Origin of the sequence: Micromonospora sp. NBC_00860 (genome assembly GCF_045207375.1) — a bacterium.
GTDB classification, from domain to species: Bacteria; Actinomycetota; Actinomycetes; order Mycobacteriales; family Micromonosporaceae; genus Micromonospora; species Micromonospora vinacea.
This window is the reverse complement of sequence record NZ_CP108825.1, coordinates 3578718-3594246: the sequence shown is the minus strand read 5'-3', so window position 1 is coordinate 3594246 and position 15529 is coordinate 3578718. Positions and strand designations below refer to the sequence as shown.

Here is a 15529-nt window from a genome sequence, read left to right as displayed (position 1 = left end):
CGAAGAGATGGACGGCGCGAGTCGGAGCAGTTGCCTCGACGGCTATGGTCGTACTTGCGTTCGCGGCGGTGCCGGCCCAGGCAGCGGTGATCAGCAAGAGCACCACCGGCGCCGCTGGGCGGGCCGTGTACATCAAGAATGGTGACTGGGACCTCTTCGCGCGGGACCCGCTGACCGACGGCCACTGCGCTCGCTGGCAGGAGCGCGCACCGGGCGGCAGTTCGTGGTCGTGGAAGGGCAACTCGATCTGTACCTCATCGGAGGGCTGGGCAGCCTTTGCGCGGTCGGGTTACTCCTACCGGATCTGCCGCACCGGCATCGGCAACTGCTCCTCCGTGGCCACTCTTCCCTGATACCGGCGAAGGGCTGGCCGGACCCGGTCGATGAGCAGGGCTCAACAGCTGGCGGAGTAAGTCTGCCTTGACAACATAAAGGCTCCCTTCCCAACGGCGATCGATGATGCGATCGCAATCGGGAAGGGAGCCTTTATGCGTCGACCCTGATGCGCAATTGCCGCGTCAGTGTCAGTGACTCGTACCGGTCCACGTGCCGGTGCGCGGTCCCGCCAGGTCCGGGTCTTGGCGGCGGCGTTGGAGCCGAACTCCCCGTCGATGAAGCTGGTGCCGACGGTTTCACCAACGTCGATGGGGTCAAGCGATGACCCGGTCGCGCAGAGTGGCGGCGGAACCGGTTCCCTGGTGTCCGGGCCAGGGCGCTGGGTACTGTCGATCCCGACGTGCGGGGGAGAGCGGGGACGTGATGTCGACAGTGACCGGGCCGCCGGCTGCGACCGGCGGTGATCGTGTCGATTCGTAGGGCCGCGGTGTTGGGCAAGCCGATCGCGCACTCCCTCTCCCCGGTGATCCACACCGCGGGTTACGTCGCCGCCGGGCTGACCGGGTGGTCATACACCCGGATCGAGTGCGCGGCGGCGGAGCTGCCGGATCTGGTCGCCGGCCTGGGTCCGGAGTGGGCCGGGTTGTCGGTGACCATGCCGGGCAAGGAGGCGGCGCTCGCCGTGGCCGACGCCGCGTCGCCGGTCGCCGCCGCGGTCGGTGCGGCCAACACGTTGGTACGCCGTCCGGACGGCTCCTGGTACGCGGACAACACCGACGTCGCCGGCATGGTGCTGGTGCTCACCGACGCCGGCATGACCGCCGGTGCCGCCGTGGCGGTGCTCGGTGCCGGCGGGACGGCCCGCGCCGCGCTCGCCGCCGCCGCGCAGCTCGCGTGCTCGTCGGTGACCGTGGTGGCCCGCCGACCGGAGGCGGTCGACGAGTTGCGCCCGGTGGCCGACGCGCTGGGTGTCCCGCTGACGCCCGCCCCATGGGACGACGCGCCCCGGCAGTTCGCCGCCGCCGACGTGGTCGTGTCCACGGTGCCGAAGGGGGTCGCCGACCCGTTGGCCGGCGCGGTGGCCTGGCGGCCGGGCGCGGTGTTCTTCGACGCGCTCTACGACCCGTGGCCGACACCGCTGGCGACGGCCGCCGACGCGGCAGGCTGCCGGATCGTCTCCGGTCTGGATCTGCTGCTGGCCCAGGCGGTCGGGCAGTTCGAGCAGTTCACCGGCGTGGCCGCGCCGAGGGCGGCGATGGCCGCCGCGCTGACTGCCGCTCGCGCCGCCTGACGGACCGAACAGACACACCCGGAACAGACGGACCCGTGGCGGTCGCATGTGCCGTGACACGTCCCGGTAGCTCTCCCCACCCGTCCCGTTGACTCCACGCGTGCTCCGCGGGCAAGGTGGAGGGCGGGCTTCGGTCGCATCTGCGGCCAGAGCCCGCTGATGTCCCCGGGGCCGTTTCTTAGCTGATGGTTAAGACGCGCTTACGGGAAACTGTCCTACCTGCCACATCTCCTGGTCATCGATACGCTGCTCACCGTTACGGACGCAGACACAGGGAGTTTCCTTGACCAGGCACGGACTGCACCGCATCACCCGGTTCCGTTCTGGACCCCGGCGTAAGGCGATTGCCATCGGCGTGGTCGGCGGTTCGGTGGTGGCCGGCATCGTGGCGACCATGATGCCGCTGCTGGCCAGCGACGACCTGTCGATCCGGGCGGCGGCGGACACCACCGCCACCGCGGTGTCGCAGGACGGTGACAACGCGGCCAAGTCGACGCTGGCCACCTGCGCGACGCGCTGCGACGGCAACCCGCGCGGTGGCCGCGAGGCGGTCATCGAGTTCGCGGTGACCACGGTGCCGGCCACAGCGGTCAACGTCCGGGCGACGCTGCGGGTGCACGCCTGGCAGCAGTTCGCCGCGACGGTGACGGCGCACGCCTCGCCGCTGAGCGCCCGCGAGTCGCGGCCTCCTCTGACGTCGGCCGGTGCCGCACTGGACAGCGTGACCAGTGTGTCCAAGGGCTTCAACGAGTGGGACGTCTCCAAGCTGGTCACTGGCAACGGCACCTGGACGGTGTCGTTGGCACAGAGTGGCCTGGAGAGCCGGATCTACTGGGCGTCGGTCGAGAACCGCAACCCGGACCTGCGGCCCAGCCTGCTGATCAGCTACGACCTCGGGGCCCGGCCGTCGCCGGTGACTCCCACCCGGCCGGCGCCGCCGCCGTCGCCGAGCGCGTCGCCGACGACCTCGCCGAAGCCGTCGCCGACCATCGCCCCGACCCGGACGGCCACCCCGAGCGCCAGCGGCACCCTCCCGTCCGGCAAGTGCGGGTCCGTCTCGGACAAGCTCGTCCCGTCCTGCGGCGCCTGGTGGGGCATGTACTCGCCCGCCGGAGCGGCCGGCGGCTGGGACCACGGCAAGGCCGTCGCCGACGTGGAGACGCAGGTCGGGCGCAAGTTCGACATCGTGCACCGCTACCACGACTTCTCCAACGCCGGCAGCAACGGCGCCTTCCCCGACGTGTACGAGTCGCAGCAGATGCGCGAAGGCCGGTTGATGTTCTTCGCCTGGGAGTCCCGTGACTTCTCCGCCGGCACCACCCTCAAGTGGTCGGATGTCTACGGCGGCAAGCAGGACGACACCATCGACGCGGTGGCGGGCCGGATCCGCGCCGCCGGTGTGCCCGTCTTCATCGGCTTCGACCACGAGCCAGAGGACGAGCCGGCCAAGGGCAGCGACGCCGACTTCGTCCGGGCCTGGCGCTATGTCCACGAGCGGTTCGCCAGCGCGGGTGCGACAAACGCGGTCTGGGTCTGGACGATGATGGGTTGGTCCGGGCACTACTCCCGGTACGCCGGCCTGTACCCCGGTGACCGGTACGTCGACTGGGTGGCCTACGACCCGTACAACTTCCACGTCTGCAACGGCAGCACTGTGTGGAAGAGCCCGAGCACCACTGTCGGTGGCTTCTACCGGTGGCTGGACGAGAACGGCATCGGCGCCGGCAAGCCCCGGATGCTCGCCGAGTTCGGCACCAACTTCAACTCCGCCGACCTGGGCGCCAAGCAGCGCTGGTTCCAGGAGTTCCCGGCCGCGTTGAAGGCGCACCCGAAGATCAAGGCGGCGATCTACTTCAACTCGGCCGGAATGACCAGCCGTACGTCGACCTGCGACATGACGATGAATCACGACGCCTCGGCGGTGGCCGGCTTCAAGCAGGCCGGGCAGGACCCCTACCTGCGGCAACCCACCGGAGGTAGCCGCTGACGTTCGAAACGGGCTGACAACACGGCGTTCGCCGGAGGTCGGGCATCCGATCCTCCGGCGTTCTGTCGGCTTGCGGATTCATGCACCGCCCAATCGGCGGATTTTGTTAACCAGGCTGGACGAGGCACGCTACCTCGGGTTCTCATCCAATCTGGAGGCGCAGCGTGCCCAAACTCTCGCACTTGTGGCGTTTTGCAGGACGACGTCGTACTCGGGCGGGGATGGTCGCGTTGGCGATCATCGCCGCAGCTCTGGGCGTGCCCACGACCGCGTCGGCCGCGGTGGTGCCGGTCCCGGTCACGGCGACCCTGGTGTCGGCGAACCCCGCCGACGCGACCCCGCACGCGCGAGACGGTGAGACCCGTGCCTTTGCGCAGGTGGGCAACACGGTCTTCGTCGGCGGCAGCTTCACCCAGCTGCGGCAGACCGCCAGTTCCGCGTGGATCACGCAGCGCTACCTCTTCGCGTACGACCGGACCACCGGCACCATGTCGACGACCTTCCTGCCGGTGCTCGACGGCGCGGTCAACACCCTGCTCGCCGGCCCCGGCGGCACGCTGATCGTCGGCGGCACCTTCAAGAACGTCAACGGCGTCTCCCGGAAGAACCTGGTGGCGCTCAACCCGTCCACCGGCGCGATCATCGACAGCTGGGTCGGGCGCTCCGACGGCGGCACCGTCCGTGACCTGGCGTTGGACGGCAACTGGCTGTACGTGGCCGGTGCGTTCAACTGGCTCAACGGCACCGCGCACTCCGGTCTCGGTCGGCTCAACGCGACCACCGGCGCGATCGACCCGAGCTTCAACATCAACGCCACGGTCGGGCGGCACAGCACCACGTCGTACGTCTGGACCATCGACGTCGCGCCGGACGGCGACACCCTTGTCGTCGGCGGCAACTTCACGCTCGTCAACGACCTGCCGCGCAACCAGATGGCGTTGGTGGACGTCTCCGGGACCCCCACGGTGCTCGACTGGAGCACCGACAAGTTCGTGCCGCCGTGCGCGGCGCCGACGACCTTCGTGCACTACGTGCAGGACGTGAAGTTCGGCGGCGACGGCAGCTGGTTCGTGGTCGGCACCAACGGCGGCGCCGGCTGGCCGACCGCGTACTGCGACGCCCTGGTCCGCTTCGAGACCGCCGCGCGGGGCAGTGGCCTGCTCGCCACCTGGGTCGACTACACCGGCAACGACACCATCACAGCGGTCGAGGTGGCGGACAACGTCATCTACCTGGGCGGGCACTTCCGCTGGGTCAACAACCCGAACGCCAGCGACAACGCCGGCCCGGGCGCTGTCGACAGGCTCGGCATCGCCGCCGTCTCGCCGGCGACCGGCATGCCGGTGAACTGGAACCCGCGTCGCAGCGGCAGCGCCTCGATGCCGTCGGGCACCAGCAACTGGGGCTCCTCGGTGCCGGTGCTCTGGCGCGGCTCGGACGGCCTGTACTTCGGGCACAACTCCGACGGCATGGGCGAGGAGTACCACGGTCGGCTCGGTATGTTCCCGCTCGCCGGTGGTCGCACCTTCACTCCGAAGAACCCGCCGTCGGCCACCACCGGCAACCTCTACCTGGGCACCGCCTCGGGCACCGTGGCGAAGGTGCCGTTCGACGGGACCGCGTTGGGCACCGCGACCAGCGTCAGCCAGCCCGCGTACACGGCGGCCGGCGCGACCTGGCGGGTGGACGACCGGATCTACTGGTCGCACACGGTGGCCGGCACCCCCACCGGTAGTCGGATCGACGTCTCGCTCTTCAACGGGGGCGCGATCGGCTCGTCGTGGGAGGCGTCCGGCTACAACGACTGGTACAACCCGGCGTTGCTGACCGGCGCCTTCTTCCTCGACGGCCGGCTCTACTACACCCGTACCGGGGCGAACAGCCTCTACTACCGCTACTTCGAGATCGACGGCAACTATCTCGGTGCCACCGAGTTCGCCCTCCCCACCACGGGTGTGACCTGGTCCGCGGTGCGGGGCATGGCCTGGGTGGGCGGCCGGATCGTCTACGGCTCCACCGACGGCGCGCTGCGGAGTGTGCCGTTCGACCCGACGGCCGCGCCGAGCGCGGTGGTCAACGGCACCACGGCGACCGTCGTCAGCAGCGCGACGCCCGAGTTGTCCTGGTCTACCCCATCGACATTCTTCTCCGTACAGTAAGGGTCAACCGTTCGTAACGGAGCATCGGTAGATTGTTCACGTTGGGCCGGTGGCGGGTACCACCGCCGCCGGCCCGCGACGGTGGGGGAGGGTCGTTGCTCGGCGCCGCTGGCATCCGAACGAGACGCCTGGTGCGTCTGGTCTTCGCGGTCAAACGCGGCTGGTATCAGCTCCGTTACCGACGGTTGACGCTCGGTCGGGACGTGGAGATCCGTGGCCGCATCCGGTTGCGGCGCGGCGTGCGGGTGACCATCGGGGACCGCACCCGGCTGAACAAGCTCGTCCGCTTTGCCGGCCCCGGCGAGGTTCGCGTCGGCGCGGACTGTCTGCTCAATGCCACCTGGATCGGCACCTGGACGTCGGTGACGGTGGGGGACCGGTGCCTCCTGTCGGACTGCGAACTGCTCGACAACGACTTCCACAACTTGCCCCCCGAGCAGCGGCACGCTCCGCCCGGCCCGCTCACCCGTGCCCCCATCGTTCTCGAGGACAACGTCTGGGTCGGTGCCCACGCCCTGGTCCTGAAGGGCGTACGGGTCGGCCGGGACAGCGTCGTCGGCGCGGCGACTGTGGTCCGGACCGACGTACCACCCGGCGTCGTGGTCGTCGGCAATCCTCAACAGACGGTGAAGAAGTTCCATGACTGATGCAGCGCCCGCCCCCTGGCCCACGGACGGCCCGTCCTCCGGCACCTCCCGTTCCGTGACACTGACCGACCTGCTGCGGGTGCCGATGCACCGGTTGCGGTTGGTGGCGGCGGTCGCCATGGTCGGTCTGCTCGTCGCGCTCGGCTATGTGCTGCTGGTGCCTGCGGCGCAGTCCGCGAGCGCCGTGGTCGCGGTCCGGCCGGTGGTGACCGACGCCTTCACTCCCAGCGGCGCGGGCGCCGACCGTGCGGTCAACATGAACGTGGAAAGCGGCATCGCCACCGGCACCGAGGTGGTGCAGCGGCTCGCCGAATCGGCCGGCGGCGACCCGCGTGACATCCGTGACGCCCTCGAGGTCGAGGTGCCCACCGGCGGGCAGATCCTGCGCTTCACCTACCAGGCGCGCGAGGCGCACCAGGCCGTGCAGAGCGCCAACATGGCCGCCGAGGCCTACCTGAGCGTGCGCCGGACCATGTACGAGCAGCAGCGCGCCGAGATGCTGCGCTCCTACGACGCCAGTATCACCAAGGTCGCCGCTCAGCAGACCGCGTTGCAGAAGCGGGCGAACACCGCCAAGGACACCGCCGCCGGTGACGCGCTGGTGGCCGAGCTGGCCGGGATCAACAACCAGCTCACCCAGCTCAACGCCGCCCGTACCGAGATCGCGGCGGTCGACGTCAACCCCGGCTGGGTCACCCAGACAGCCGAGAAGGCACTGGTCACGTCCGCCGGGCACCGGCCGCTCTACCTGGTCGCCGGCCTGCTCGGTGGCGCGCTGGTCGGCATCGTGCTGGCGTACCTCTGGGAGTCGACCGACCGGCGGGTCCGCTCGGTCGCCGACGGTCGGGAGGCCTCCGGTCTTCCCCTGCTCGGCACGGTGCGTCGACCGGCGTTCCGCGGCAGTCCCCGGGCGGTCGACGCCGACGTCCGGTACGTGGCGATGGCCGTCGCCGAGCGGGTCCGGCAGCCGGCCCGGGTGGCGCTGGTGACCGCCCGGGAGGACGCCACGGCGCTCACCGCAGGGCTCGCGGTGGCGCTCGCCGTGGACGGCCGGGAGGTTTTCGTGGCCGACGACAGCGGACGGATCGAGCGGCTCCGCGCCAGTGTGCTCGCCGACCGGGGTCGGCTGCCCATCGACCCGTCCCGGCCGCTGGTGCCCAAGCCCCGGCCGGCCGGAAGCACACCGGCCGCCGCTGCCGCCACCGACAGCCCGTCCGCCCGCCGACCCTCCCCGCACCCGCCCGGCGCCCGCCCGTCCACCGACCCGGACGCCACGCTGACGTTGCCGCGGGTGTCGTCAGCCCGCCCCGAGAACGGTCGCGTCGTCGCCCCGGACGAGGTTGCCGTCGGGGTGGGCAGTGTCCGGTTCGGCACGTGGCGACAGGGCGCGGACCACGGCCTGGTCCTCTTCAACGCCCCGCCGGCCGAGTCCGACGAGCGTGGCGTGGCAGTGGCCCGGCAGGGCAGCGCGGTGGTGGTCGTCGAGCGGGACCGAACCCGGCAGAGCGACCTGCGCCGCCTGGTGGAGCGGCTGCGCGCCGCCGGGGTCACCCCGCTGGGCTTCGTGCTCACCCGGAACGGCCGGGTCTGAGCGTGTCGGTGACCCGCGCCCCGGCGACCGAACCACCGCCCGGAGGCGCACCGGAGGAGGCCGCGCCGGTGCCGCCGTCCGCGCCGCCGCTACTGCCGCTCTGGCCACTGTCGATGATGTTCGGCCTGGTGCCGCTCTGGTGGCTGCTCGGTGCGTTCTACCTCGGCTGGCCGCTGCTGGGTGCGCTGCTGTTCGCGTTGCTGCTCACCCGGGGACGCGTGCCGCTGCCGCCGGCGGTCGGCATCTGGCTGCTCTTCCTCGCCATCGTGGTGGTCAGCGCCACCCAACTGTCGTCGCCCGCCTCGTTGCTCACGTTCGCCCTGCGGCTGGCCTTCTACCTGACCGCGTTGGTGGTCGGCGTCTACGTCTACGCCGCCGCCCGGGAACGCGCCAGCCTGGTGGCGGTGCTCACCCCGCTCTGCGCGTTCTGGTTCGGGCTGGTGACGCTGGGCTGGCTCGGGGTGCTGATGCCCCGGCTGGCCATGACGACCCCGATGGAGATGCTGCTGCCCGGCGGGGTGGCCAGCACCCCGTTCATCCAGGACATGGTGCACCTCACCACCGCTGAATACAGTGCCCGTTCGCTCAACCCGATCTATCGGCCGGCCGCGCCGTTCGCGTACACCAACAACTACGGCAGCGCGTACGCCATGACCCTGCCCTGCGTGGTGGCCTTCGCGATGCTGCGCCGGCAGGGGCTGCTGCGGTGGGCGCTGCTGGCGTCGCTGCCGCTGTCGTTGGCGCCGGCGTTCCTCACCCTCAACCGGGCGATGTTCCTCAGCCTCGGTGCCGGGCTGGCGGTGCTCGGGGTGCGGGCCAGCCTGCGCGGCAACGTCCGGGTGGCCGCGTCCATCGTCGGGGTGGTGGTGATCGGCGCGTTGGCCACGCTCTTCATCCCGATCACCGAGCTGATCAGCAGACGGGTCGACTCCAGCGACACCAACACCGACCGGCTCTCGCTCTACACCGAGGTGATCCGCCGGGTGCAGGAGTCACCGTGGCTGGGTTACGGTGCCCCGGTGAACGTCGACACCGTGTCGGCGGCCGCGCCGATCGGCACCCAGGGGCAGCTGTGGATGGTGCTGTTCAGTCACGGCGTACCCGCGCTCATCTGTTTCCTGGCGTGGTTCGTCGCCGCCGCGGTGATCTGCGCGCGGGCGACGTCGGCGGCCGGGCAGTGGCTGGCGGTGGTGCCGGTGGTCTGCCTCGTGCAGGTCCCGTTCTACGGAATGGCCAACCAGAACCTCGCTGTCGCGTTCTTCGCTGTCGCCTTCGCGATGGCGCTGACCGAACGCGAACGGCTGACCCGGTTGACCGGGTCGTCGCCGACGCCCGCGCGGACCGCGCCGGTGCCCGCGTGACCGCCGCGACCCGGCCGCCGACCGGTGCCGACGAGGGCCGGCCGACGCCCGCCCGAGCCGAGGATCAGGCCGCGCCGTCGCCCGCCGGGGACACCGGCTCGGCCGAGACCCGCCGCAGCGCGCGTAGCGGCGTGGCCGGACTGCTCGGCGCGGCCACCAGTGGCTTGTTCGGGTTCGTGCTGGCCGTCGTGATCACCCGGGGGTACGGCACGGCCGGCGCGGGCGCGTTCTTCGCCGCAATCGGGGTCGTCACCGTGGCGACCGCGATCTGCACGCTCGGCGCGGAGACCGGTCTGATGTGGGCGCTGCCGCGCCGCAGTGCCGGTGTGCGCGGTGACGCGGCCCGGGTGCTCCCGGTGGCGCTGATCCCGCCGCTGCTGACCGGGCTGCTGGTCGCCGGCGCGGGAGTGCTGGCCGCCGACGCGCTCGCGCCCCGGCTGCTGCGCGGCTCCGGCGCGAGCGGTGACGCGCTGCTCACCGTCACGTTCGCCGCGGTGCCGGTGGTGGTCGCGATGACCCTGCTGCTGGCCGCGCTGCGCTGCGTGCGGCCCATCCGGGCGTACGTCGGGGTGCAGTTCCTGCTGCTGCCGATCGCCCGCCCGGTGCTGGTCGGCGCCGCCGCGCTGGCGGGTGGTGGTCTGCTCGCAGGCATGACCGGGTGGTTGGTGCCGGCGGCGTTGGCGCTGCTGGCCTGCCTCACCCTCGTCGCCGGCCCGCTCGGGCTGGGCCGGGGCGCGACGCTGCGGCCGCGCCGCGCGGACTGGTCGACGTTCTGGCGCTTCGCGCTGCCCCGGGCCGCCTCGGCGGCCATCGACGCCGGCAGCATGTGGGTCGGGGTGCTGCTCACCTCGGTGCTGGCCGGGCCGGCGGACGCCGGTGTGTTCGGTGCCGTCGGCCGGTACGTGCTGGCCGGCCAGCTGGCCATGCAGGGGTTGCGGGTGGCGGTGTCTCCGCAGTTGTCCCGGTTGCTCGGGCGGGGCGAGCGGGCCGCGGCGGCGGCCGTGCACCGGCAGTTGACCACCTGGGGGCTGGTGCTGTCCTGGCCGGTCTACCTGCTGCTGGCGGTCTTCGCGCTGGCCTTCCTCCAGCTGTTCGGGCCGGAGTTCACCGCGGGTGTGCCGGCGATGACGGTGCTCGCGCTGGCGATGCTGGTCAACACCGGGGTGGGCAACGTGCAGAGCCTGCTCCTGATGGGCGGGCGCAGCGGGCTGCACCTGGTCGCCACAGTGGCCGGGTTGACGGTGACCGTCTCGCTGGGGCTCTGGCTGATCCCCCGCTACGGCGCGACGGGCGCCGCGGTGGCCTGGGCGGCCGGCATCGCCACCGAGAACCTCACCGCCGCCGCGTTCGCCCGGTCGGTGGTTCGGGAGCCGCTCTTCGACGCCGCGATGGTGCGTGCCGCGGTGGCCACCATCGCCGGTGTGGGCCTGGCCGCCGGCGTCGGCGTGCTGGTCGGAGGTCGCGGCCTGCCCGGCCTCGCGCTGGCGCTCGCGGTGCTGGTGGCCGGCTGCGTCGGCATGTTGACGTTGCCCCGGGTGCGCGCCGGCATCCGGGGGACCATGAGGCAGATCCGTGGAGGGGACAACGCGGCCGCGGCCGCGGAGCCCACCTCGGCATCGACGAGAGGCAGGTGAGGTTCGTCGTGGTGTCCATCCGTGACCGGGTCAAGCAGTTGGTTCCGACCCAGGTGACCACCCGGGTGAAGGAGTCGCTTGTCGACTACGGCGTTCGCACCAGCGACCGCCGGCCGCTACCGGACTTCCTGATCATCGGGACCAAACGGGGTGGCACCACCTCCCTGTGGAACTACCTCATCCAGCACCCGTTGGTGCCCCGGCTCTTTCCCGCGTGGAACACCAAGTCGGCGCACTACTTCGAGGAGCACTGGGGGCGCGGCGAATCCTGGTACCGCTCGCACTTCCCGACCGAGCGGCAGCGCGAGGCCCTTTCCAAGCGGCACGGCGGGCCGGTCCGGGTCGGTGAGGCCGCCCCGCTGTACATGTTCCACCCGCTGGCCGCGCAGCGGGTCGCCGCGCTGATGCCGACGGTGAAGCTCATCGTGCTGCTGCGGGACCCGGTGGAGCGGGCGTACTCGCACTGGAAGGAACGCCGCACCCACGGCATCGAACCACTGGACTTCGCCGCCGCGCTGGCGGCCGAGCCGGAGCGTACGGCGGGGGAGCGGGAACGGTTGATCGCCGAGCCGGAGTCGTTCAGCGAGCCGTACGACTGGTACACGTACCGGGCCCGGGGGCGCTATCTGGAGCACCTGGAGCCGTGGCTGGAGCGCTTCGACCGCCAGCAGATCCTCTTCCTGCCCAGCGAGGACCTGTACCGCGACTCGCGCGCGACCTACGGGCGCACCCTGGACTTCCTCGGTCTGCCGGCGTACGACCTGCCCAACTTCAAGGTCTACAACGATCGGCGCTCGGCACCTCTGGAGCCGACCGTGCGTGCTGAGCTGACCGACTACTACCGGCCGTACAACGACGCGTTGCGCCAGCGGCTCGGGCTGGACCTCGACTGGGCGGACCGGTCGGCGTGACGACCCTGGTGGGCCCGGCCGCCGACCCGCGTTCCCGGGTGGACGGCCTGGGTTGGGTGAGCCGCGCGGTCTTCCCGGACGACCGGGTCGGCCTGACCGTGGCGGGCGACCCGCCGGCCGGTCACCGGGCGGTGGCCCGGTACGCGGTGGTGCCGTCGGTCGCCCGGGCCCGGTTCCTGGTGCCGTTGGGTGCGCCCCGGGCCGGGGCGGCGTCCCTGTTGGCGTACAACGCCCTGCGGCCACCGAAGGTGCGCGCGCTGCGGGCTGTGCTCGGCGGGCTGGCCCGGTTCGGTCGGGTGGGGCTCGCGCCGTTTCCGACGTTGACCGTCTCGGTGCCGGCCGGGGTGCCGGCCGCGGAGCTGTTGTTGAGCGAGCGGCTCTCCGCCGACCTGGGTGACACGCCGCTGCTGGCCGCGTTCGGGGTCCGCCCACCCGACCCCAACGGCAAGCCCACCCTGCAACTCTTCAGCGCCGACGGGCGTCCGCGTGGCTACGCGAAGATCGGCTGGAACGACGCGACCCGCGCGCTGGTCAGCGCGGAGGCGGCGGCGCTGCGGGCGTTGCGTGCGGTGGTCGGCGTCGCCGACCACCCGACGCCACCGCGGCTGCTCACCGAGACGTCGTGGGCGGGCCAGGTGGTCGCGGTGATCGAGCCGTTGCCCCCGGCGGTACGCGGCGTGCCGGTGGACGACCCACCCCGGATCGCCGCGCTGCTCGCGGTCGCCCGGCGGGGCCGCCCGGCGGGCACACCTCGACCGCTGGTCGACTCGACCTTCCTGCACCGGCTGGCCGAGCAGGCTGGCCGGGCCGCCGCGACCGAGCCGGCCGGTGCGCGGGCCGTCGCCGCGGTTTCCGCGCTGGCCCGTCGGCACGGCGGCACCAGCGTCGAGTTCGGTCACTGGCATGGTGACTGGGTGCCGTGGAACCTGGGCTGGCACGCCGGCCGGTTGGTCGCCTGGGACTGGGAGCACAGCGGGCCGGACGTGCCGGTCGGCTTCGACCTGGCGCACGACGCGTTCCAGCGGGCCCTCGTGCTGCGCGGGGAGCCGGCCGACGCCGCCGCGGCGGCCGTGGACGGATATCTGGGCCGGCACGGCGAGCGGCTCGGCCTCGACGCGGCGCAGCGCCGGCTCGTGGCCGACGCGTACCTGGTGGAGATGTGGTTGCGGACCTGGCGGCTGGCCGACGCGGGCGCGGGCTGGAACGCCGCCCTGCATCCCGCACTCTTGGACGTCATCGAGAAAAGACATAGCGGCTGATCGGGAGGAATCGCGGCGGCGACGGCGCGCCGCAGAGTGACGACAAAATCGCAGGTGGTGATGACGATCGATGGACCTCGGACGTTCGGCGTACCGGACCGCCTGCTGTGGAGATCGTCATGTCGGCCGGTCGCGCTATTCAACGACCGGGAATCGTGTGATCTGCTTCTGCGTGGCGTGAACTGAAATTCCAAGCGAACTTGTGGGGAGTCGCGTGGACACGAAGAACGACGACAGTGGGGCGCCGGTGCTGCTGCTGGTCGGCTCCAGCGGCGGCCATCTGGCCCAACTACTGGCCCTGCGGCCCTGGTACGAACAGTGGCGGCGCTGCTGGGTCACCTTCGACACCCCGGAGGCGATCTCGCTGCTGGCCGGCGAGGACCTGGTCCCGGCGCACCACCCGACCACCCGCAACGTGCCGAACCTGCTGCGCAACGCGCTGCTTGCCTGGCGGGTGCTGCGGGCACGGCGGGTCGCCGCGGTGGTCACCACCGGGGCCGGGGTGGCGGTGCCGTTCGTGGTGCTGGCCCGGCTGCGGCGCATCCCGACCGTCTACATCGAGGTGTACGACCGGATCGACACCCCGACGTTGACCGCTCGGCTCTGCCGGCCGTTCCTGTCCGCGATGCTCGTGCAGTGGGACGAGCAGCGCCGGCAGTACCCCGAGGCGACAGTCGTCGGGACGCTGCTGTGACCGGGGAGACGGGCACCGCCTGGCGTCCGCAGTCCCGGCCGGCGGCCGAGGCGGCCCGCCTGCCCCGGCAGCGGGACAGCTCGGCGGTCGCCCAGCTCCGACTGCTGGTCGCGGTGGGCACCGACAAGCACCCCTTCGACCGGCTCGTCGACTGGTTGGCGCAGTGGCACGCGCGGGCCGCCGGCCCGATCGGGTTGACAGTGCAGCACGGGCACACCACCGCGCCCCAGTTGCCCGGCGCGGTGCCGTTCCTCGGCCACGACGCCTTGCAGCAGGCGATGATCGACGCGGATCTGGTGGTCTGCCACGGCGGTCCGGCGACCATCCTGGAGGCCCGCCGGCACGGCCACCTGCCCATCGTGGTGCCCCGCGATCCGGCTCGCGGTGAGCACGTCGACAACCACCAGCTTCTCTTCGCCCGCCGGCTCGGCGCCGCCGGGCTGGTGGCGCTCTGCGAGACCCGGGAGGCGCTGCACGACGCGCTGGCCGCCGGGGTGGCCGACCCGTCCCGGTACGCGGTGGCCGCCGACCCGGAGGCACACGAGGCGCAACGGGCGGCGGTGGCCCGGGTCGGGCAGATCATCGACGACCTGGTGGCCCGCTCGACCCCGCGCCCACCCCGGTGGCGGGCCTGGCCCCGGCCGCGCCCGGGTACGAAGGAGACTCGATGACCCAGCAGCCGAGCGTCAGCGTCGTGGTCCCCACCCGGGACCGCCCCGAGCTGCTGCGGGCCGCGGTGCGCGCGATCCTGGCCCAGGACTACCCGGGCCTGATCGAGGTCGTCGTGGTGTTCGACCAGTCCGCGCCGGACGAGTCGCTGACCGAGCTCGGCGGCGGCCCGGCCCGTGTGGTCCGGGTGATCCGCAACGCCCGTACCCCCGGGTTGGCCGGAGCGCGCAACAGCGGCACGCTCGCCGCCGAGGGTGAGCTGGTCGCGTTCTGCGACGACGACGACGAGTGGCTGCCCGGCAAGCTGGCCGCCCAGGTCGACGCGCTGGCCGGCGATCCGGCCGCCGAGTTCGTCTGCTGCGGCATTCGCGTGAACTACGACGGGAACACCGTCGACCGGGTGCTCGACAAGGACCGGATCACCCTGGACGACCTGCTCCGCGACCGGATGACGGAGTTGCACCCGTCGACCTTCCTGATCCGCGCCACCGCACTGCGCAACGGGTTCGGGCTGGTCGACGAGGAGATTCCGGGCAGCTACGCGGAGGACTACGAGTTCCTGCTCCGGGCCGCCCGCAGCGCGCCGCTGATCAACCTGCGCACGCCGTCGGTGCTGGTCCGCTGGCACAAGCGCTCGTACTTCGCGCAACGCTGGGACACCATCTCCGAGGCGTTGCAGTGGTTGCTGCAGCGCTACCCGGAGTTCGCCAGCCAACCGGCCGGCGAGGCCCGGGTCGCCGGGCAGATCGCGTTCGCCCAGGCCGCCTCCGGCGACCGCCGGGGCGCGCTGCGCTGGGCCCGGCGCACCCTGCGGAGCAACCCCCGCGAGCCGCGCGCCTACCTGGCCCTCGCCGTCGCGGGTCGGGTGGTCCGGGCCGACGCGGTGCTGCGCACCCTGCACAAGCGCGGCCGAGGGATCTGAGCCGCCGCCCGCGCGAGCGGGCGGCGGCGTCCGCTGGGCGGGACGCGCCGGGGAGCGCGTCGCGTCGG

At 72.2% G+C, this 15529-nt stretch carries 13 protein-coding genes; all 13 read left to right on the top strand.

Translation table 11 applies throughout. The features are described from left to right. Nucleotides 1-44: 44 nt before the first annotated feature. The 13 genes from OH804_RS16450 (at nucleotide 45) to OH804_RS16390 (ending at nucleotide 15461) form a co-directional block, all read left to right on the top strand. Entirely contained in the window at nucleotides 45-353 is a 309-nt protein-coding gene (locus tag OH804_RS16450; protein WP_225855424.1) for a hypothetical protein, read from the top strand. A gap of 446 nt (nucleotides 354-799) precedes the next feature. Beyond that, nucleotides 800-1627, top strand: a complete 828-nt coding sequence (locus tag OH804_RS16445; RefSeq protein ID WP_406066563.1) for a shikimate dehydrogenase — start codon at nucleotides 800-802, stop codon at nucleotides 1625-1627. Between the two features lie 283 nt (nucleotides 1628-1910). Further along, complete coding sequence (locus OH804_RS16440; RefSeq protein ID WP_196922304.1) at nucleotides 1911-3614, top strand: glycoside hydrolase; 1704 nt, start codon at nucleotides 1911-1913, stop codon at nucleotides 3612-3614. A 221-nt stretch (nucleotides 3615-3835) separates the two neighbouring features. Continuing rightward, on the top strand, nucleotides 3836-5773 hold the full coding sequence (locus OH804_RS16435; RefSeq protein ID WP_406066228.1) for a hypothetical protein: 1938 nt from the start codon (nucleotides 3836-3838) through the stop codon (nucleotides 5771-5773). Nucleotides 5774-5901: 128 nt separating this feature from the next. Then, nucleotides 5902-6420, top strand: a complete 519-nt coding sequence (locus OH804_RS16430) for a DapH/DapD/GlmU-related protein (protein ID WP_181518689.1) — start codon at nucleotides 5902-5904, stop codon at nucleotides 6418-6420. After that, entirely contained in the window at nucleotides 6413-8011 is a 1599-nt protein-coding gene (locus tag OH804_RS16425) for a lipopolysaccharide biosynthesis protein (RefSeq protein ID WP_196922306.1), read from the top strand. The genes OH804_RS16430 and OH804_RS16425 overlap by 8 nt, the downstream gene beginning before the upstream one ends. A 68-nt stretch (nucleotides 8012-8079) precedes the next feature. After that, nucleotides 8080-9372 (top strand): O-antigen ligase family protein, encoded by a 1293-nt coding sequence (locus OH804_RS16420; protein WP_406066561.1) that lies wholly within the window; start codon nucleotides 8080-8082, stop codon nucleotides 9370-9372. Further along, nucleotides 9369-11006 (top strand): lipopolysaccharide biosynthesis protein, encoded by a 1638-nt coding sequence (locus OH804_RS16415; RefSeq protein WP_406066226.1) that lies wholly within the window; start codon nucleotides 9369-9371, stop codon nucleotides 11004-11006. The genes OH804_RS16420 and OH804_RS16415 overlap by 4 nt, the downstream gene beginning before the upstream one ends. 8 nt (nucleotides 11007-11014) lie before the next feature. Next, complete coding sequence (locus OH804_RS16410; protein ID WP_406066559.1) at nucleotides 11015-11917, top strand: sulfotransferase domain-containing protein; 903 nt, start codon at nucleotides 11015-11017, stop codon at nucleotides 11915-11917. Beyond that, nucleotides 11914-13176, top strand: coding sequence for a hypothetical protein (locus tag OH804_RS16405; RefSeq protein WP_406066224.1), 1263 nt, complete (start codon nucleotides 11914-11916; stop codon nucleotides 13174-13176). The genes OH804_RS16410 and OH804_RS16405 overlap by 4 nt, the downstream gene beginning before the upstream one ends. A 214-nt stretch (nucleotides 13177-13390) precedes the next feature. Then, complete coding sequence (locus tag OH804_RS16400; protein WP_196922308.1) at nucleotides 13391-13870, top strand: UDP-N-acetylglucosamine--LPS N-acetylglucosamine transferase; 480 nt, start codon at nucleotides 13391-13393, stop codon at nucleotides 13868-13870. Beyond that, nucleotides 13867-14541 (top strand): glycosyltransferase, encoded by a 675-nt coding sequence (locus OH804_RS16395; RefSeq protein ID WP_196922309.1) that lies wholly within the window; start codon nucleotides 13867-13869, stop codon nucleotides 14539-14541. The genes OH804_RS16400 and OH804_RS16395 overlap by 4 nt, the downstream gene beginning before the upstream one ends. Then, nucleotides 14538-15461, top strand: a complete 924-nt coding sequence (locus tag OH804_RS16390) for a glycosyltransferase family 2 protein (protein ID WP_196922310.1) — start codon at nucleotides 14538-14540, stop codon at nucleotides 15459-15461. The genes OH804_RS16395 and OH804_RS16390 overlap by 4 nt, the downstream gene beginning before the upstream one ends. The last annotated feature ends 68 nt before the right edge of the window (nucleotides 15462-15529 follow it).